19 protein-coding genes and 1 pseudogene are annotated in these 16,852 nt (G+C 39.1%); 1 reads left to right on the top strand and 19 read right to left on the bottom strand.

Annotated elements, in window-relative coordinates; genetic code table 11:
• Positions 1-74 precede the first annotated feature (74 nt).
• The 11 genes and pseudogenes from C1S74_RS00570 to C1S74_RS00480 form a co-directional block, all read right to left on the bottom strand.
• Positions 75-656, bottom strand: a complete 582-nt coding sequence (locus C1S74_RS00570; protein WP_045402133.1) for a hypothetical protein — start codon at positions 654-656, stop codon at positions 75-77.
• A 126-nt stretch (positions 657-782) separates the two neighbouring features.
• Positions 783-1,232, bottom strand: coding sequence for a hypothetical protein (locus tag C1S74_RS00565; RefSeq protein WP_045402136.1), 450 nt, complete (start codon positions 1,230-1,232; stop codon positions 783-785).
• A gap of 781 nt (positions 1,233-2,013) precedes the next feature.
• On the bottom strand, positions 2,014-3,333 hold the full coding sequence (locus C1S74_RS00555) for an ApeA N-terminal domain 1-containing protein (protein ID WP_045402142.1): 1,320 nt from the start codon (positions 3,331-3,333) through the stop codon (positions 2,014-2,016).
• A 149-nt stretch (positions 3,334-3,482) separates the two neighbouring features.
• Complete coding sequence (locus C1S74_RS00545; protein WP_045402144.1) at positions 3,483-3,953, bottom strand: GNAT family N-acetyltransferase; 471 nt, start codon at positions 3,951-3,953, stop codon at positions 3,483-3,485.
• Positions 3,954-4,127: 174 nt separating this feature from the next.
• Positions 4,128-4,556: pseudogene (locus tag C1S74_RS00535) on the bottom strand (GNAT family N-acetyltransferase).
• Between the two features lie 143 nt (positions 4,557-4,699).
• On the bottom strand, positions 4,700-5,131 hold the full coding sequence (locus C1S74_RS00530) for a hypothetical protein (RefSeq protein ID WP_045402146.1): 432 nt from the start codon (positions 5,129-5,131) through the stop codon (positions 4,700-4,702).
• A gap of 1,146 nt (positions 5,132-6,277) precedes the next feature.
• Positions 6,278-6,727, bottom strand: a complete 450-nt coding sequence (locus C1S74_RS00510) for a GNAT family N-acetyltransferase (protein WP_045398061.1) — start codon at positions 6,725-6,727, stop codon at positions 6,278-6,280.
• A gap of 114 nt (positions 6,728-6,841) precedes the next feature.
• Positions 6,842-7,390 (bottom strand): ArsR family transcriptional regulator, encoded by a 549-nt coding sequence (locus tag C1S74_RS00505; RefSeq protein WP_052437292.1) that lies wholly within the window; start codon positions 7,388-7,390, stop codon positions 6,842-6,844.
• Between the two features lie 189 nt (positions 7,391-7,579).
• Positions 7,580-7,870 carry a hypothetical protein gene (locus tag C1S74_RS00495; RefSeq protein WP_052437293.1) on the bottom strand — a complete coding sequence of 97 codons (291 nt, stop codon included), beginning with the start codon at positions 7,868-7,870 and terminating at the stop codon, positions 7,580-7,582.
• 336 nt (positions 7,871-8,206) lie between these two features.
• Complete coding sequence (locus tag C1S74_RS26395) at positions 8,207-8,548, bottom strand: hypothetical protein (RefSeq protein WP_045398067.1); 342 nt, start codon at positions 8,546-8,548, stop codon at positions 8,207-8,209.
• Positions 8,549-8,701: 153 nt separating this feature from the next.
• Entirely contained in the window at positions 8,702-8,938 is a 237-nt protein-coding gene (locus C1S74_RS00480) for a hypothetical protein (RefSeq protein WP_045398070.1), read from the bottom strand.
• 803 nt (positions 8,939-9,741) lie between these two features.
• On the opposite strand from C1S74_RS00480, the gene C1S74_RS00465 reads away from it, so the two are divergent.
• On the top strand, positions 9,742-9,957 hold the full coding sequence (locus tag C1S74_RS00465) for a hypothetical protein (RefSeq protein WP_167391137.1): 216 nt from the start codon (positions 9,742-9,744) through the stop codon (positions 9,955-9,957).
• Between the two features lie 293 nt (positions 9,958-10,250).
• Here the strand turns inward: C1S74_RS00465 and C1S74_RS00455 are convergent, their stop codons facing one another.
• From C1S74_RS00455 to C1S74_RS00380, 8 genes are all read right to left on the bottom strand, one after another.
• Complete coding sequence (locus C1S74_RS00455; RefSeq protein WP_045398072.1) at positions 10,251-10,535, bottom strand: MazG nucleotide pyrophosphohydrolase domain-containing protein; 285 nt, start codon at positions 10,533-10,535, stop codon at positions 10,251-10,253.
• 151 nt (positions 10,536-10,686) lie between these two features.
• A complete protein-coding gene (locus C1S74_RS00445; protein ID WP_045398075.1) occupies positions 10,687-11,184 on the bottom strand; it encodes a GNAT family N-acetyltransferase in 498 nt (165 codons plus the stop codon).
• Positions 11,185-11,325: 141 nt separating this feature from the next.
• On the bottom strand, positions 11,326-11,727 hold the full coding sequence (locus tag C1S74_RS00435; protein ID WP_009696424.1) for a hypothetical protein: 402 nt from the start codon (positions 11,725-11,727) through the stop codon (positions 11,326-11,328).
• 147 nt (positions 11,728-11,874) lie between these two features.
• Positions 11,875-12,534 (bottom strand): CatB-related O-acetyltransferase, encoded by a 660-nt coding sequence (locus C1S74_RS00430; RefSeq protein WP_052437294.1) that lies wholly within the window; start codon positions 12,532-12,534, stop codon positions 11,875-11,877.
• 185 nt (positions 12,535-12,719) lie between these two features.
• Entirely contained in the window at positions 12,720-13,829 is a 1,110-nt protein-coding gene (locus C1S74_RS00420) for a DUF4238 domain-containing protein (RefSeq protein WP_045398078.1), read from the bottom strand.
• A gap of 150 nt (positions 13,830-13,979) precedes the next feature.
• Positions 13,980-14,606 carry a hypothetical protein gene (locus C1S74_RS00410; protein ID WP_025510797.1) on the bottom strand — a complete coding sequence of 209 codons (627 nt, stop codon included), beginning with the start codon at positions 14,604-14,606 and terminating at the stop codon, positions 13,980-13,982.
• 731 nt (positions 14,607-15,337) lie between these two features.
• A complete protein-coding gene (locus C1S74_RS00390; RefSeq protein ID WP_045398082.1) occupies positions 15,338-15,871 on the bottom strand; it encodes a hypothetical protein in 534 nt (177 codons plus the stop codon).
• A 135-nt stretch (positions 15,872-16,006) separates the two neighbouring features.
• Positions 16,007-16,798 (bottom strand): Cthe_2314 family HEPN domain-containing protein, encoded by a 792-nt coding sequence (locus C1S74_RS00380; protein ID WP_045398084.1) that lies wholly within the window; start codon positions 16,796-16,798, stop codon positions 16,007-16,009.
• Positions 16,799-16,852 lie beyond the last annotated feature (54 nt).

The following is a 16,852-nucleotide window of genomic DNA, read 5'->3' as shown; positions in this document are numbered from 1 at the left end:
TTTGACCACCATAAACACTGAACTTAACCCAAACCAAAAGTGCCAAGCGTGCTGAATCACTCTTAAATTGTTTGTTATGGTAATAGGCTCTTGACAAACTGATATAAATTTAAGCTATTCTTAATATTTTTAATTCTCATTCGGTGGTCGTTTTCCATTGCGAATGCGGCATAAAGCCCTTCAGGATTCTTTAAGTTTTCAATTTTTATCCTTGAAATTACTTTTGAACAAAACTCAAGATTCTCTCTGATGGAATTATATGCAGAAGAAACATCATCCTCTTTTAAATCAATTTCAATTTTTAATACTTCGCCTTCTATACGAGTGAAGATTAGTAGCATTGGAAGCTTTTCAGTACTTCCTATTTCAAAAGCGTCTATCAAACGCAGGTTATCTTTCGGTTCTTTCCAAATTCCTACCATTTGACATAAAACTCCCGGAGGTGAAGGAGGATACCGATATTTTCCTAAAGTCGGTTTAACAGATAGAACTGCGAATTTTTCACCTGTAATCTCATCAAAAGCCCTCCAGTAATCTTCATCTCTCATTACCTTTTTGATATTAGGATGAGAATCTGTATATATTAAAACACCAAAAATACTTGCTATAGAACTATTACTTTCTAGTTCAGATACTAAAGACTCAAAATCTTCCATTTTCCACCTAACTTTCGATTACCATAACGCCGCATTAAGGTGTGAGCAGCGCTTGGCTATACTTGAGCGAAGCGAAACTGCCAAGCGTTGCGAATCACTCTTAAATGCTTTGTTATACGAAACTTGCTACATGTTTAAATATTTCTCTAATTTACTGCTTAGAGATTTGACTGCTTCAACTGACCAGTTAACTACTTCTAGAGACTCTTGTGCCGCTTTGCTGAATATTTCAGGGTTGGACTCGAGTTCGTCACGATGCCCTTTGAAAGCTTTTACCTTAAATGACCTTTCGTGCAATTCATTGAGTAGTTCGTAAATTGATGTATCTTCTGAGAACAAGAACTTGGCAGCTTCCTTTTTCTCGATGAAGTCCTTGTGAGTTTCGGAGGTAACACCATCGCCTATTAATTCTTGGTAAAACTTTAACGTAGTTGTATATACCTCGAATCTCTTATTGTAGAGGTCTAGTTTGAGTTTCTGACGGTTAGTTACCAACTGCTGATAAGCAATGTAAGCTAAAAACAGCGCCATTAAGACTGCAAATATGTAGTCTTTAAAAATTCCTAAGATATCCAATTGTTAACTCTTAACTAAGTAAATGATGATTTCGTATAACGCCCTGCTAAGGGGTGAGCAACGCAATACCGAAGCCGCCGAAAACCACCTTAGTCACTAAAATCAACGCATAGTAAAAATGCCACGCGTTGCGAATCCCTCTTGAGCAGTTTGTTAGTTTGCAAACCCAAAGCGTTGATTTTACGTTATTTTAAACTTTGCAAACAATAAAATTCATGTGTTTTGATGCACTTAAGTCAGGCGTAGTCTCAAAGCGGCTACTCAATGAAACCACGTGGAACAAACAACGCCGCAGAAAACGAACTAACAACACCAAAAAGCGCTTTTGGAAAACAAATCTCACAATGCGGACTTTCAACAAAGCCACTGAAACCACATGAACTTACCACACCAGAGAAAACGCTATTTCAGCGAGTAGATCGGCTTTTGTACCAACAAACTCAACGAGCAGAGTTTCAGCAAAAAAGTTCGACTCAGGTAACCCAAAAGTCGCCGCACCAAAAAACAAATCAACCGTTGAAACGATGCCAATTTTGAATTTTCACCACGCTAGTTAACACTGAAATTGAACGCCGATATGACAATTTAGACTTTGATCTTTTACCACTAGATCTTGCGATATAGCTGAGTTTTTCCTCTTGCAAACTAACGCCGCATTAAGGTGTGAGCAACGCTACCACGAAACTTAACCATACCACCATAAACACTAAACCCAACGATGGAATGAAAAATGCCAAGCGTTGGGAATCACTCTTAAATGCTTTGTTAACTGCCATTTACTCTACTGCATCAATTTTCGCTGATACTCATGAATAATGGTTCGGCTAAGTCCAAGTTTATCTAGCAGATGCGATACAACAATCAGCTTCAAATAACTACCAACCTTAACATAATCACCGATGTTTAAACATTTCATCAGTTTTTTAGGTCTTCCTTCATGGGCAAGCTCGCCTCTCAAGTCTGACAGATTTTTTCCAAGATCATTAGTATTAACATTTGCAAACATAGTATTGAAAGCTGAACTTAGTTCGGTGGAAGCGTATTCATCTATTGCCGAAACATACTTGGACTCTTTATGCTTACCTAAGTCAATTGCTATAGATTCAACATTAGTAAGATACAAAATGATGTCACTGTAGGCAGCATGAAGAGTTCTAAAGTTTGTCTCATATTGAAACGTCGTTGATAATACTTGATAACTATCAAATAACTCTAGCCACTTACTTAAAACACTCGATAAGTCGACAGCAGATCTGTTTATCGGCATAAAGTAATTATTCGGTGCACTTTTAGCCAAATTAACAGTTCTTAACTCCAGAGATTGACTAGCTAAAACATGAACCGAATCATTACCATCAATGTATAGTTTGATTTCGTCTGGAAATGTTGGAATGTTCATAAAAATAGAAAATAGCGAAGATATTCGATATAAGCTATTGTATATGTCACTAATTTCATTTGGAGCTGATGGCTGAAATTTAAATAGGAACTCTAATGATTGTCTAATTAGCAAATGCTCATTTTCGTAATTAGATAGAATTGAACTGACACTTTCTACGATTTGTTTCGCTACGGCATCATCATTTGTTAATAACAGGTTTTCAAGACTATCTGTAACGTCAGAGAACGTCGCTCTATTCTCGATTTCAATGTACCAGTCCTTTCCCTTGATCGTCTCGATGACTCCCTCTTCGTACTTTACATTGTCCAGCCAGCCTTGCGGATAAAAGAACTCCTGCATATGTGAAAAAGTAAACCGAGCATGGTCATAAAGTTGGTTCAGATCTACAAACTCACCAATTACAAGAAATTTGAAGCCTCTCTTACCATAGCGGGTATGTATCTTCCCAAACCTCATACCTGTCTGAGAGAAATCAAAAGGACCAATCAATGTACACTTTTGCCCGTTATCCAACACCCCATATAGTACATCTGCTTTTTTGGGAAAATCGCAATCTGCAATAGAAAAGGTTAAAATTAAACCTACTTCGATGTCATAAGCGATCTTACCAGCGAATCTAGTTGTGTAGGTGTCTTCACTAGCGAAAAACTCACCAATAAACTCATGTTTTTCAAACGCTGAATATTTTTTGTTCGCCATAATTTTCCTCTGGCAGTTAACGCCTTGTTAAGGTGTGAGGCACGCAATAACGAAGCTTCCGCATAACACCTTAACCACTAAAACCAACGCATAGTAAAAATGCCACGCGTGCCGAATCACTCTTGAACAATTTGTTATGTAGCCGACTTTCAGCTTAGTGCTTTCTGCCCAATTAGGATTTTGGGTGCAATACCGGCTTTGCGATACAAACCTAAAGCAGATTCATTGAAGGTATATACTTCTAAAAACAGCTCTTCTCCGCCGTTAGAAATAGCCCTTTCCTCAAATGCCTCTATTAGCGCCAGTCCAACGCCTTGGCTTCTAAAGCATGAATCCACAACTATTTGTTCAATGCTCGCGATTTTTCGCTGTTTGAGCGTCCAAGACTTGCGAACCCATAACTCACCAAAAACAAAACCTACTAAGTGCCCATTGCTTTCGGCTACCAGAAAAATTGAGCTTTCACTTTCGATTATCTTGTGTAGATCTATTTTTTGTTCAATTTCTTCCGGTGATAAAAAGTCATCAGGTAAATTTGCTTTATGATACTCAGTAAGCTGAAACTGTAGCTTCTTAAGAACGCAGATATCTTCAATGCGAGCTTGACGAATATTTAGCATATATAAATCCTTTTAACTTACCGCCGCTCTCGCGGCTACATAACGCCCTGTTAAGGTGTGAGCAACGCAATGCCGAAACTCCCGCATACCACCTTAATCACTTAAGCCAACGCATGGTGAAAATGCCACGCGTTGCGAATCACTCTTAAACAGTTTGTTATACGCGTGCTGACACTACAACGGAACTTTCATAACCTTATGATTTGGCTCACTTTCAATGTCAACCGCTAACCAACCTAAAGACTCATACAACGATGGTACATTCGTGTAAGCGTACAGGTTACTTTGAGTTGTTGCTAATACCTGCCTAACACCTCGATTGATCAGTTCACTCGCAATATCTTGACCACGCCAATCATTGGATACAAAGACTGCGTTAAGCTAAATAACTTCTGAGTCACCATGAGGTTCTTTAAAGCGCGAATAAGCGAGACCACCAATAACTTGGTTCTCTCTGAGAGCAACAATTACCGGTGGAAGGTTAGATTCTAGTTTATAGGTATCTACAAACAGAAAGTCAGACCATTCCGTTTGAAACAGCTTCTCTAGAGCACCCCAATACTCACTCTTTTCATCGCAATTTCTGAACACTACCTTGTTCATATTGGATTGTTTCCTCAAAAGCGTATAACGCCAAATTAAGGTGTGAACAACGCTAACCACCTTACCTAAACCATTGTGCCATAAACACTAAACTGGCTTGGTGTGAAAGCGCCAAGCGTTGTGAATCACTCTTAAATTTATTGTTATGTGTTTTTTAAACGTATAGTAAGTTTCTTATAAAACTTACTAATATCGTTTGATCCAAAGCCATCAAGATCATTTATGTCAGCGATATGTGCAGACTCTAGTTCATAGTTAGAATGAAAGTCAGATGATTGTGACACTATAAAATCATCATCACATTCATCAAATTGATGTGCCGTTAAATCAATGACCCAAGTTCCATCAACGACCACCCAATAATGAACTCCGGATCCTGACATTTCACTTATCGTGTTATTGCGCGTATAAACAACATCACTAATATCATTATCGCTTAGATATAAGGCAAGCATCTTGCTCGTTTCTTCACATGAGCCAAAAGGAAAGCTAGAAAGCTCTGCAGGCACACGATCTGCCTCTTTAAGCTCCATTGCGAGAGCATCTTTAAATTTCTTAACCAGTTCAATATTCAATTATTAGTTCCACCTCTAGTATCTGGAGAAAACACATAACGCCTTGCTAAGGTGTGAGTAACGCAATTCAAAAGCTACCGCACAGCGCCTTAATCATATAAGCCACCGCAAAGTAAAAATGCCACGCGTTACGAATCACTCTTAAGCAATTTGTTAGTACATGCACTACTTCTATTTATGCGTTCCAAGATATTGAAAAGTGACATGATATGAAAGGCTTTGAACACTGAAGTGAGACGGGCAGCTACAAAACTTTACCCCGATTGAAAGACGAAAGTTGGCTAGAAGAAAAACGCAATGAACTGCCCTACTTTCACTAGCTTCAAATTAGAAAAGGATTCGTTCCTCGTACTTCAACAGCAACACCAAAAGTAACCAAGGTTCTCTCAAAAGCCGCCACAAAAATGAAGAAGCGCCAAAGAAATAGGCTAAGAGTTAGAAACCGTAAACGGTGAAATCAAAGCGAACACACCGCATATAGTGCCACCGGAAAGAACGTGAAAGGCACTAACTTTAAGGTGTAAATATGATCGCCAAAACAGATAAACACCAAAACTTATGACCTTTGATGCCAAACCCGTACTAACGCCCTGTTAAGGTGTGAGCAACGCAATACCGAAGCTCCCGCATACCACCTTAAACACTAAACGCCACGCATAGTAAAAATGCCACGCGTTGTGAATCACTCTTAAACAGTTTGTTATGTGCGTGCTTGAAGTTGGAGCACGTCCTTAACTTGCTCAGAATCATCAGCTTTCCATCGAGATATTGTCTTACCCCTAGAAGACATTTCAACAACTACTTCCAAAGTATAATCTGACCTGTATTTTCGCTGGCGGAACAGTTGATGAAGGTATGTGGAAAATTCTTCAGCTAACTCTAAAGATTCCAGATAAATACTTTTTCCTCGTAATCGTCCAGTTGGAGAAACACTGACTGTAATCATTGAGTTTTCATCATGCTCCCAGTGGTATGAGCGCAAATTTTTTGGCAAAAGCTCATTTCTCACACATACATGAATAGTTGCATATTCGACGACACTTCTATTTTGAAAGTCGCCTAACTGACTAAACGGCGTGAAATTGTTGGCTAAACTTGCGAGAAACGAGCGAGAGCCAACTGTTACACGCCCGTCTAAACAACTTGTTATGTGCTCTCATTGCACTTTAGTTTAACAATCCATATTTCATTTTCTAGAGTTGGATCGATAAACTCTTCAACAATTATAAAACCATGTTTAGTATACAAATCTATAGCAGTAACGTTCGATTTTAACGTAAATAGAGCTAAATTTTCATTTACCTCTATTTTTAAAAAGCTTAATAGTTTTTTTCCTATTCCTAAGCGACGAAAATCAGGGTTTACATACAACCAGCCAATATAGCCATTTTTAACAGTTATGAAGCCAACAACACACTCATTTTTTTCGAATACATACACGCTGGATTCATTAAACTTTTTAAGCTCTTTTGGTGATTCACTTAAATATGTAGGCAGTACTCTCACATTTTCATTTTTGAACTCATCGGGTCTGCAAGTATAGAAAAGAGAATCAATTGCTTTAAAATCAGATTTCTTATACTTTCTAATTCGCATAAAACACCCTCTATTGAATACGCACATAACGCCGCATTAAGGTGTGACGCACGCTTGCCATACTGTGAGCGAAGCGAAACCAGCAAGCGTAAGGAATCACTCTTAAATGCTTTGTTATACCGCGGACTCTGCCAATACACCATCGTCCGTAATCCGTATAGCTCCTTTATCTCGCATTTTGGCTAAGTACCTTGTGGTAGTCATCATTGACATACCTAGGTCATTACTAATATCGGAGATCTTTTTAGGTGCCTTGCTCAAAATATTGTAAATTTCCAACTCTTTAGCGTTCAACCGACTAATGATATCAACTGACTCATTGACCGTTGATTTAGCTTTTTCAAGATCGGCTTTAGATAGCGTTTTTCCACTTTTATTTAAGTCCGCAAATATTTTATCTAGCTGAGTTCCAACACTTTCTTTGATTTGGTTAGCTTCTAAATAGTGGTTTTGATTCTCGAAATCGCTTGGGGCGTAAAGAGCGGTGTTCTTGAAGTACAATACAAAAAAGAAAAGTAAGACAATCGCTGCAGGGAAAGCCATTACAAAATATACAAATATGGATTGAATCTCTAGAGGCAGTTTTATCAATGCCACTGTAGCAAGAGTTTCGGCGACTCCTGCGAAAATCGCAATAATCGTCAAAGGGTTACTTACCTTCATAGTTTTCCTCTATTGAGAGCGGTATAACGCCCTGTTAAGGTGTGAGCAACGCAATACTAAAGCCGCCGCAACCACCCTAAGCACTAAACGCAACGCATAGTAAAAATGCCATGCGTTGCGAATCACTCTTAAACAGTTTGTTATACGCTTTTTCTCGATAACTAAAGTAAAGCGTACATATCAACTAAGCTAGAGCTCACAATAAATATGACTCATTCCACGATCACCAGGCTTATAACCAGCAGAAGCCGATTCAAAGTGAGTCGTAGCTTTTAGACCAACCATTTTGTTTACTGTCATCAAATGCCATCCCGGAACAGTACCCGAAGCACTACCGCCAGAAATCTGATAGCAACGAATTGCATCATTCCCAGCAGTTGTTCTGCCATAACAATGTGGTAAAACTTCTCGTAGGTACCCATCGTAGGTAAACTCAAGCTTCAGTTTTTCTTGGATTGCACGAACAATTAGCTCTTTCATAACTATACACTCTATATTTAGGTAACTAGAGAGCAAGAACATACTCACCCCAGCGCATAAGCTATAATTAAACCAGACGGCGATACAACAAAATTTAAACTTTAGTTGTAAATTACGCTTTCGATGACAACTGAATCAGAAAGATACTTCAGTAGAAAACAAGGTTATTGATACTAATCATTGAGGTACATGACTTCTTTAAGCGTATAACGCCCTGTTAAGGTGTGAGCAACGCAATACCAAAGCCGCCGCATACCACCTTAAACACTAAATCCAACGCATGATGAAAATGCCACGCGTTGCGAATCACTCTTAAACAGTTTGTTATATTTGATATTACACGATAGATAACCATCTCATTATGAGTCCGGCGATATACAAACCTAAACAAATCGCCCAAAATCGAGCTATTGCATGCCCGATTTTTGCTTTAGGGTTATTCGCAGATCTCCATAAAGATCTAGTGGTAAAAATACCAAATATTAAGAAGAATATAGACATTGAGATTTTCATGAAAATTATAGAGTAGCTATCAATCCAACCAACTAACTTCATCTGCAGTAAAGCCATATTAATAGCTGTAACCACTGCAAACGTAAGAATATAACCAACAATACTTACCAAGACGACGGATTGCCAAACTGCAATTTCGCCGTTCCATGCTCGCTTAATAAACACCAAGTACTCCCTACTTATATTAAATATAACGCCCTGTTAAGGTGTGAGCAACGCAATACCGATGCCGCCGCATACCACCTTAAACACTAAAACCAACGCATGGTGAAAATGCCACGCGTTGCGAATCACTCTTAAACAGTTTGTTAGCTGTATTTAGCCTGGTGAACAAAGGTTACCTTTACAGTCATAATATAAGTCATCTGGGCTGCAAAGGTTCCCTTTACCATCGTAAAAAAGGTCATCATCGGAGCACAGATTACCTTTACTATCATAGAAAAGGTCGCCTTTACTGCATAGGTTGTCTTTATAGTCATAAAACAAATCATCGAATGAGCAAAGGTTTCCTTTGTGATCGTAAAACAAATCACCATCATCACTTCTTGCGTACATGTTTAATTCCTTAATATTTGAGATACAGCTAACGCTTTGCTAAGGTGTGAGTAACGCAATACAAAAGCTACCGCACAGCGCCTTAATCACATAAGCCACCGCAAAGTAAAAATGCCACGCGTTACGAATCACTCTTAAGCAATTTGTTAGTACATGCGCTAATTCTATTTATGTACTCCAAGATATTGAAAAGTGGCATGACATGAAAGACTTTGAACACTGAAGTGAGACTGGCAGCTACAAAACTTTACCTCGATTGAAAGACGAAAGTTGGCTAGAAGAAAAACGTACTGAACTGCCCTACTTGCAAGCTTCAATTTAGAAAAGGATTCGATCCTCGCACTTTGATGGCAGCACCCAATGAACGACAAGATTAACTTAGAAAGTGCAGCGAAAGCGAAGAAGAGCCTGTGAAATAGGCTAAGAGTTAGAAACCGTAAACAGTGATATCAAAGCGAACACTCCGCATATAGTGCCACCGGAAAGAACGTGAAAGGCACTAATTTAAAGGTGTAAATATGAGCGCTAAAACAGATGAACACCAAAACTGATGACCTTTGATGTCAAACCCGTACTAACGCCCTGCTAAGGGGTGAGCAACGCAATACCGAAGCCGCCGCAAACCACCTTAATCACTAAATTCAACGCACAGTAAAAATGCCACGCGTTGCGAATCCCTCTTGAGAAGTTTGTTAGTTTGCAAACCCAACACGTTGATTTTACGTTATTTTAAATTTTTAAAACAATAAGCTTTATGTGCTTTGATGCACTTAAGTCAGGCTTAGTCTCAAAGCAGCTAGTCAATGAAACCACTTGGAACAAACAACGCCGCAGAAAACGAACTTACAACACCAAAAAGCGCTTTTGGAAAACCAATCTCACAATGCGGACTTTCAACAAAGCCACTGAAACCACGTGAACTTTCCACACCAGAGAAAACGTCCTTTCAACGAATAAATCGGCTTTTGTACCAACAAACTCAACGAGCAGAGTTTCAGCAAAAAAATCAACTCAGTTAACCCAAAAGTCACCGCACCAAAGAACAAATCAACCATTGAAACGATGCCAATTTTGGATTTTCACCACGCAAGTTAACACTGAAATTGAACACCGATATGACAATTTAGACTTTCAGCTTTTACCAATAGATCTTGCGATATAGCTGCGTTTTTCCTCTTGCAAACTAACGCCTTGTTAAGGGGTGAGCAACGCAATACCGATGCCGCCGCATACCACCTTAAACGCTAAAACCAACGCATAGTGAAAATGCCACGCGTTGCGAATCCCTCTTGAACAATTTGTTATACGCGTCCTATCGGTTGTACTTAACTTTATTCAAAATTTCTTTTAGTTCATGCGTTTTCTCAAGGTTTACACCGTGAATATTGGCTAAAGCACAAACATAATACAAAACGTCATATAACTCTTCTGCGACTGAACCTTTTAGCTCATCTAGCGTTGGTTGCCCACTTTTACCTTTGCGAATAGATTCCGATAATTCGCCAACTTCTTCGATTAGTTTTAAAAAATAATGTCCAGATTGTTCTGGCGCATAATCGAATTCTTTTATATGACTTTGTAACTCAAATAACTTCATAACATCCTTTTTGTTTCATTTTTCATAAAGCGTATAACGCCCTGTTAAGGTGTGAGCAACGCAATACCAAAGCTCCTGCATACCACCTTAAACACCAAACGCAACGCATAGTGAAAATGCCACGCGTTGCGAATCACTCTTAAACAGTTTGTTAACTGGCTGCCTCAAAGTGGATAAAGAACATGACAAGATCCACGTCATTCGCTTTTGACAGTGTATAGTCTTCGCCTACGATATTGGAAACAGCAGACTTCCAGAAACTGAGTGCCCCTGAGTTTTCCAAAAGAATTCGGATTTGCCATTTACCCGGAAAAGCTTTAACGATTTGCGCCAAAACAAGCGTTCCTACACCCTGACCTTTAAACTTACGTAGAACAAAAAATTGGGCAACGTCGTAAAGTGTTAAGTCACTAGGGTAACGACGAATCAGAACAAAACCTGCGAGTTCGTTATTCACCTTTATGAAATATGGAATATGATCATCTTGATTCCAATAAGGGTCGAACTTTGAGACATCGTACCCTCCGAACGTACCATCTTTAGCTGGATTCCATTTCATATACTCTGACATGTCGTATACGTAGTAGCAGAACAAATTCTCAAGTACATGCCGCTCTTCTCGTTCTATTTTTACTAGCTGAACTTCCATTTTTCTCCTTGCCAGTTAACGCCCTGTTAAGGGGTGAGCAGCGCAATACCGGAGCCGCCGCAAACCACCTTAATCACCAAAACCAACGCATAGTGAAAATGCCACGCGTTGCGAATCCCTCTTGAACAGTTTGTTATACGTTTACTCAAAGGCTGCGCAGTTAAAACCTTGTAGCATCAACCCTGTTTCGTTGTTTATTTTGCTGTTACTGACTTTGTTCTGTTTAACAAATGAAGAGTATTCTTGGTCGATACGGTTTAATGGCTTTCCAAACAATACACGCGTGTTGCCACCTTGCATTGCAATAACTTTATGCCCCCAAACTGGATCTGCCTCTAGCAACAGATTATCTTTAATTTCTGTTACTTTGTATTCCACAGCTACGTTTCTATTTTTGTTTATTACATAAACACTATCACCGACTTGAACTTGGCTATATTCCTCCCAGCCATGTTGAGAGCTTTCTAAGTCAAAGAATGCACCCGCGCCATATATCTTCGCATGGCGCCGATCCGCAATGTTAGAAACTAAATACTTAGGCATATTTCCCTCCGAAACGTATAACGCCGCATTAAGGTGTGAGCAACGCTACCACGAAACACAACCATACCTCCGTAAACACTAAACCCAACGATGGAATGAAAGATGCCAAGCGTTGGGAATCACTCTTAAATGCTTTGTTAGCTGAATTTATACTACCAAGCCATTTTGTTTTGCAAATTCAAGTACTTTAGGAATGTCACCTTTGACTAGAATTGGCATTGCTTTCTCGATTAACTCAACTTCCCAGTCCCACCATGCTAGCTCTAAAAGCACTTCTTGGTCAGCTTCACTGAACCGAGTTTTAACGACTTTTGCAGGGTTACCTACCGCAATACTATACGGGGGAATATCTGTGGAAACGACTGATTTAGCGCCAATAATTGACCCATGACCAATGTTTACTCCAGGCATGATTGTTACGTCATAACCAAGCCAGACATCATTTCCAATCACTGTGTCTTTGTATGCTTTAAATGGGTACTCTGCTAACGGTAGAGCTTCAGCCCACCTTTCACCGAAAACAGCAAATGGATACGTTGTGATGCCTGAAGTTGCATGGTTTGCGTCAGGCATGATGAATTGAACCCCATTAGCAAACGCGCAAAATTTGCCTATATGAAGTGAGTTGCCCGAAATACCAAAGTTATATAGAACATTTTTAGTCAGGAACTCTGTCGGGTCGTCAAAGTCGCTGTAATAGCTAAAGTCACCGGCATGAACATTAGTCACTTCGCTTTCAGCGATTAGTGGCTTCAAAAAGACAGTATTTTTGAAGTCTTTGATAGGAAAAAGGTTATCTGATTTCATAGAGTTATTCTCGTTCTAATTTGCCTCTATTATTCCACACGCTGTAAGTCAATGTATTCAGCTAACGCCATGTTAAGGTGTGAGCAACGCAATACCCAAGCTGCCGCATACCACCTTAAACACTAAAACCAACGCATAGTAAAAATGCCACGCGTTGCGAATCACTCTTAAACAGTTTGTTATGCTTATATTTTGACCAGCTCTGGTTCATCCGGCGAATAGTGGTGATCGTAATTATCACTTTGATGCTGTAGGTAACGCTCAATGTCTTTCAATTCATATGGCGTATACATTGTTTTTGTTTGTCCCACACCAATCAAATTTACCCATCCAGTAATACCATCCATGTAATCATGAGATACACGATAAATCTTGATCTTTTTGCTACTTCTGCATTTTAACTTGTTTGGATAAACACTAAATATGTTCAAGTGCGAGTTATAGTATTCAGCGACTCCAAGAGAAAAACCTATAGCTAAATTGTGCGATATTGGCAATAAGTTGAAGTTATTATTCTGATTGAACATCACCACATTAGGGCTCGTCGTGAAGACAGGTCTTATTTCTGTGCTATCGAATTCATAGCCAGTATGAAAAATACCGGTGATATGGATTTTTGAGAACATTCCATTTCTAAGCCTAGCTAAATAGCCTATTGGCGCAGGTAGGTTTTTAGCTTCAGCTACCATTGAAAGAAAGAGTAGAGCTTTACACTTTTCGTACACTTCCGAATTAGACTTAACCACTCTTAGCATTTTCTTAAAAATATTTTGAGAATAGAATGGTTGAATCTCAGTCGGTGGATTAGTTATAAGTTCTTTAATGCTTTCATAGTTTTTTACCATATCAGGTAAAATATGCTCTAGAACACCCTCTTTACCATCCATCTTATTTTGAGGATTCAAAAAGCCAAGCAACATTTGGATAACCATAAAGTTAACCATTTTCTCCAGTGCATTGCCCTTTCTACTAACATCAAGCAGTTTGTGGAATTTGTGCTTATGCACTAATTCATTAAATAAAACAGACGTATCTCTCTCATATTCAGATAATTCATCCTCTATATCAAACTTCTTTTGAGAGTCACAATCAACTAACATAAAACAATCTTTTTTAATTGCTATCGATGATATTGGTAACGGAATTTCTTTAATATCATTCTCACCCTCATCTGATATGTTGACGCTATGACACCATACCCTTTGCTTGTCTTTTGGTGCATTTGCAGTGTCATCACTGCGAAAATTTCTTAAAAACCACTGAGACAACATATGTTGATTTTTCGTATATTTCATAATCCTAACTTCTTGTAAGCATAACGCCCTGTTAAGGTGTGAGCAACGCAATACAAAAGCCACCGCATACCACCTTAAACACCAAAACCAACGCATAGTGAAAATGCCACGCGTTGCGAATCACTCTTAAACAGTTTGTTATAAAGATGACTAAACGCTCTCACGCATGGGTAAATCACGCAGCTCTCTATTAATAATTTTGGTTGATATATACGGAGCACCTTGGAACAACATGGCGAAACTGACTAATACCGTGAAACAAGAGACGATTAAACTTGGGTAATTTGGCGACGTAACTATTTGAGATATGCTGTAAGCAAACCATATTATCCCTCCAATAAAACCCGGCAAACCTAGCCCCAAATTATAATATGCATATAGTTTATCAAATTTATCGATAGCAATTTGAAAGTTCTCTTTATGAACATCTTTGAGGTTGGGAAGTAATCGGCTACAACGAATTATGTGCTTAAACGAAACCCGAGTGCCAATGATTTCGTTAAGATCTAACATCCCGTTTAAGAGTACACGGCTAACTCTCACGCCATGAGTAAGATAAAAAGTTTCTATCTCAATCTCCGAATGCAAATGACGCTTTAGCCTTTCATCTAAACTTTCAATTGATACTGAACGCTCCAATGAATCTAAGCGGCGTTTTCTATGGGTTGAATACGTAGAAAGAATCTTTTCAAAGTTAATGACGATTGATATAGCAATAAACAGAAAAACATAACCATAGTTTCCTGCATCAAGGTAAGCCATTATTGTTTCTGTCACTTAACATGTTCCTCTATCTTTATAACGCCCTGTTAAGGTGTGAGCAACGCAATACCGATGCTACCGCATACCACCTTAAACACTAAAACCAACGCATAGTAAAAATGCCACGCGTTGCGAATCACTCTTAAACAGTTTGTTATGTTTTACCACAAACGTCTGATTTATTTGAGAAAGAACTGCTATTTCTGACTAGTTTTCTGAAGCAAACCACACGGTATGGACCTACTTGACCGCCAAAGGCGACCAACTTGAAACGAGTAATTCCACTTCCCTGCCCAATGAGGCAACCCGACCAAGAAACAACTAGCGCCCTATCTTTCCAACCAAAGCGCAAGACAATGCTGAATTGCCGAGGCAACTGCCAAACTGAAATGCTGATTGGCTAAGAACCTAAAAGCGACTTTGAGCCAGTTAAACCAAAAGCCGACCGCCACGACCTGACAATGAAGCAACCCACGAACATTGGCATGTTTTACGGGCTGATAGATTCAAGAACTTAGACCGACAATGCGGATTTGCTGAGTCTACTTGGAACGAATTGCGAAAGGGACAAAGAACTATAACCTAAGACCTTTAAGCCTTTGAATTTCAAGTAAACATAACGCCCTGTTAAGGTGTGAGCAACGCTATACCGATGCCGCCGCATACCACCTTAACCACTAAACACAACGCATAGTAAAAATGCCACGCGTTGCGAATCACTCTTAAACAGTTTGTTATAGCGATTATCACCACGACTGTATGTCCCAATCACCTGTTTTAGGGTTCCTTACCATCTTGGTATTACTTGGATAGTCACTACCAACCAATTTGAAAATGTTTACTACCTGCTCAATAGAAACTGAGTAAAGCTTTTTATTTCGATCTTTGTCTGACGCAACATAAAAACTTACAAGGTGCCCTTCGTCATTTAGTTCTGGCATAAATACATAACTATGCACAATAAAATTGCACAGTACTCTGAGAGTTTTGGTTTCAAACTGTTTGCCGCTAAGATCATACAACTCGTCCAATCTATGCCAATTCATATAATCTACAGGCTTCAGGTTAGGGAAACATTTCAAACTAACATCAAAGCTTTTGGTTGAGTCTGAGATTTTGGCTGTATCCATTAGCTTTCGAATGGCATAAAAGCCGATGAAAACATCTTTTTCAATTTGCACAAACTCAGATTCATCAATCTCGTTTGATCTACTTAGTTTCTGCAATCTAGATGCGCTTTCTAGCAAAGGTTCTTTCCAATCAGAAGATTCCCAAATCATTTTTTGCCTCTATCGCTATAACGCCCTGTTAAGGTGTGAGCAACGCTATACCGAAGCTCCCGCATACCACCTTAAACACTAAAGCCAACGCATAGTAAAAATGCCACGCGTTGCGAATCACTCTTAAACAGATTGTTAGCTATCTTTTTCACAATGCAGTGGGAAATGTTGCGACACTCCCATTGCAGAACCGCGTGATAACTTAAGGTGTGTATCACGATAGTGGTCATAGCAATTATCAACTAAGTTGATTGTAGCTTTTAATGCCACCTGTACTTCTTGAACTACTAGATCACAAATTTTGTCACGGGAGTTTTCATAAATACCGACCAAATCATACTCAGTGTTGTCGATAACCTTGCCTTCCATCCACGACATATTTTTGAACATCTGATCATCGCCAGTATAGAGTTCGATGAACCCCTTATGAGCTCGGTCATTACGATCAGTCCGCAATTCTTCACCCGTTTTATCAAGAGTTTTTAAGTCCTCTAGAATTTCAGGGTACTGTGTTTTTAGGGCTTTTTTCAGTTGCTTAATATTTAACTGAAAATCAGAAAGCCCTAGCTCCAAAACTTCATTCACAAAGTGAAAGGCTATATCTCTCAAGCTGGAAAAACGAAACAACGTCAAGTCAACGATAGATTTAAGCCAGTCGTACCTATTTATGTCTTGAACGCTCGACTTAACTGGAACAGTTTCAACTCCAAGCATTTGAGGGATAACCCGCAAATCAATGAACTGTTGTTCAAGCATGTTAAATCGAACATAAGTTAAATGTGCGTAAGCCATATGCGGGTCAGCTTCAGAGAACTCTTGCCAATTTTTATAAGGCAAATCATGCAGGAAATAACAATTTATCGAATCGTATAAAACACCTTTGAAGCTAGAGTCTTCCAGGTCCCACCAATGATATTCATTATTCATAGATACTCACAACTCCTGATAGATAGCTAACGCCCTGTTAAGGTGTGAGGCACG

The organism is Vibrio hyugaensis (assembly GCF_002906655.1).
GTDB classification, from domain to species: Bacteria; Pseudomonadota; Gammaproteobacteria; order Enterobacterales; family Vibrionaceae; genus Vibrio; species Vibrio hyugaensis.
This window is presented reverse-complemented; position numbering and strand designations above follow the sequence as displayed.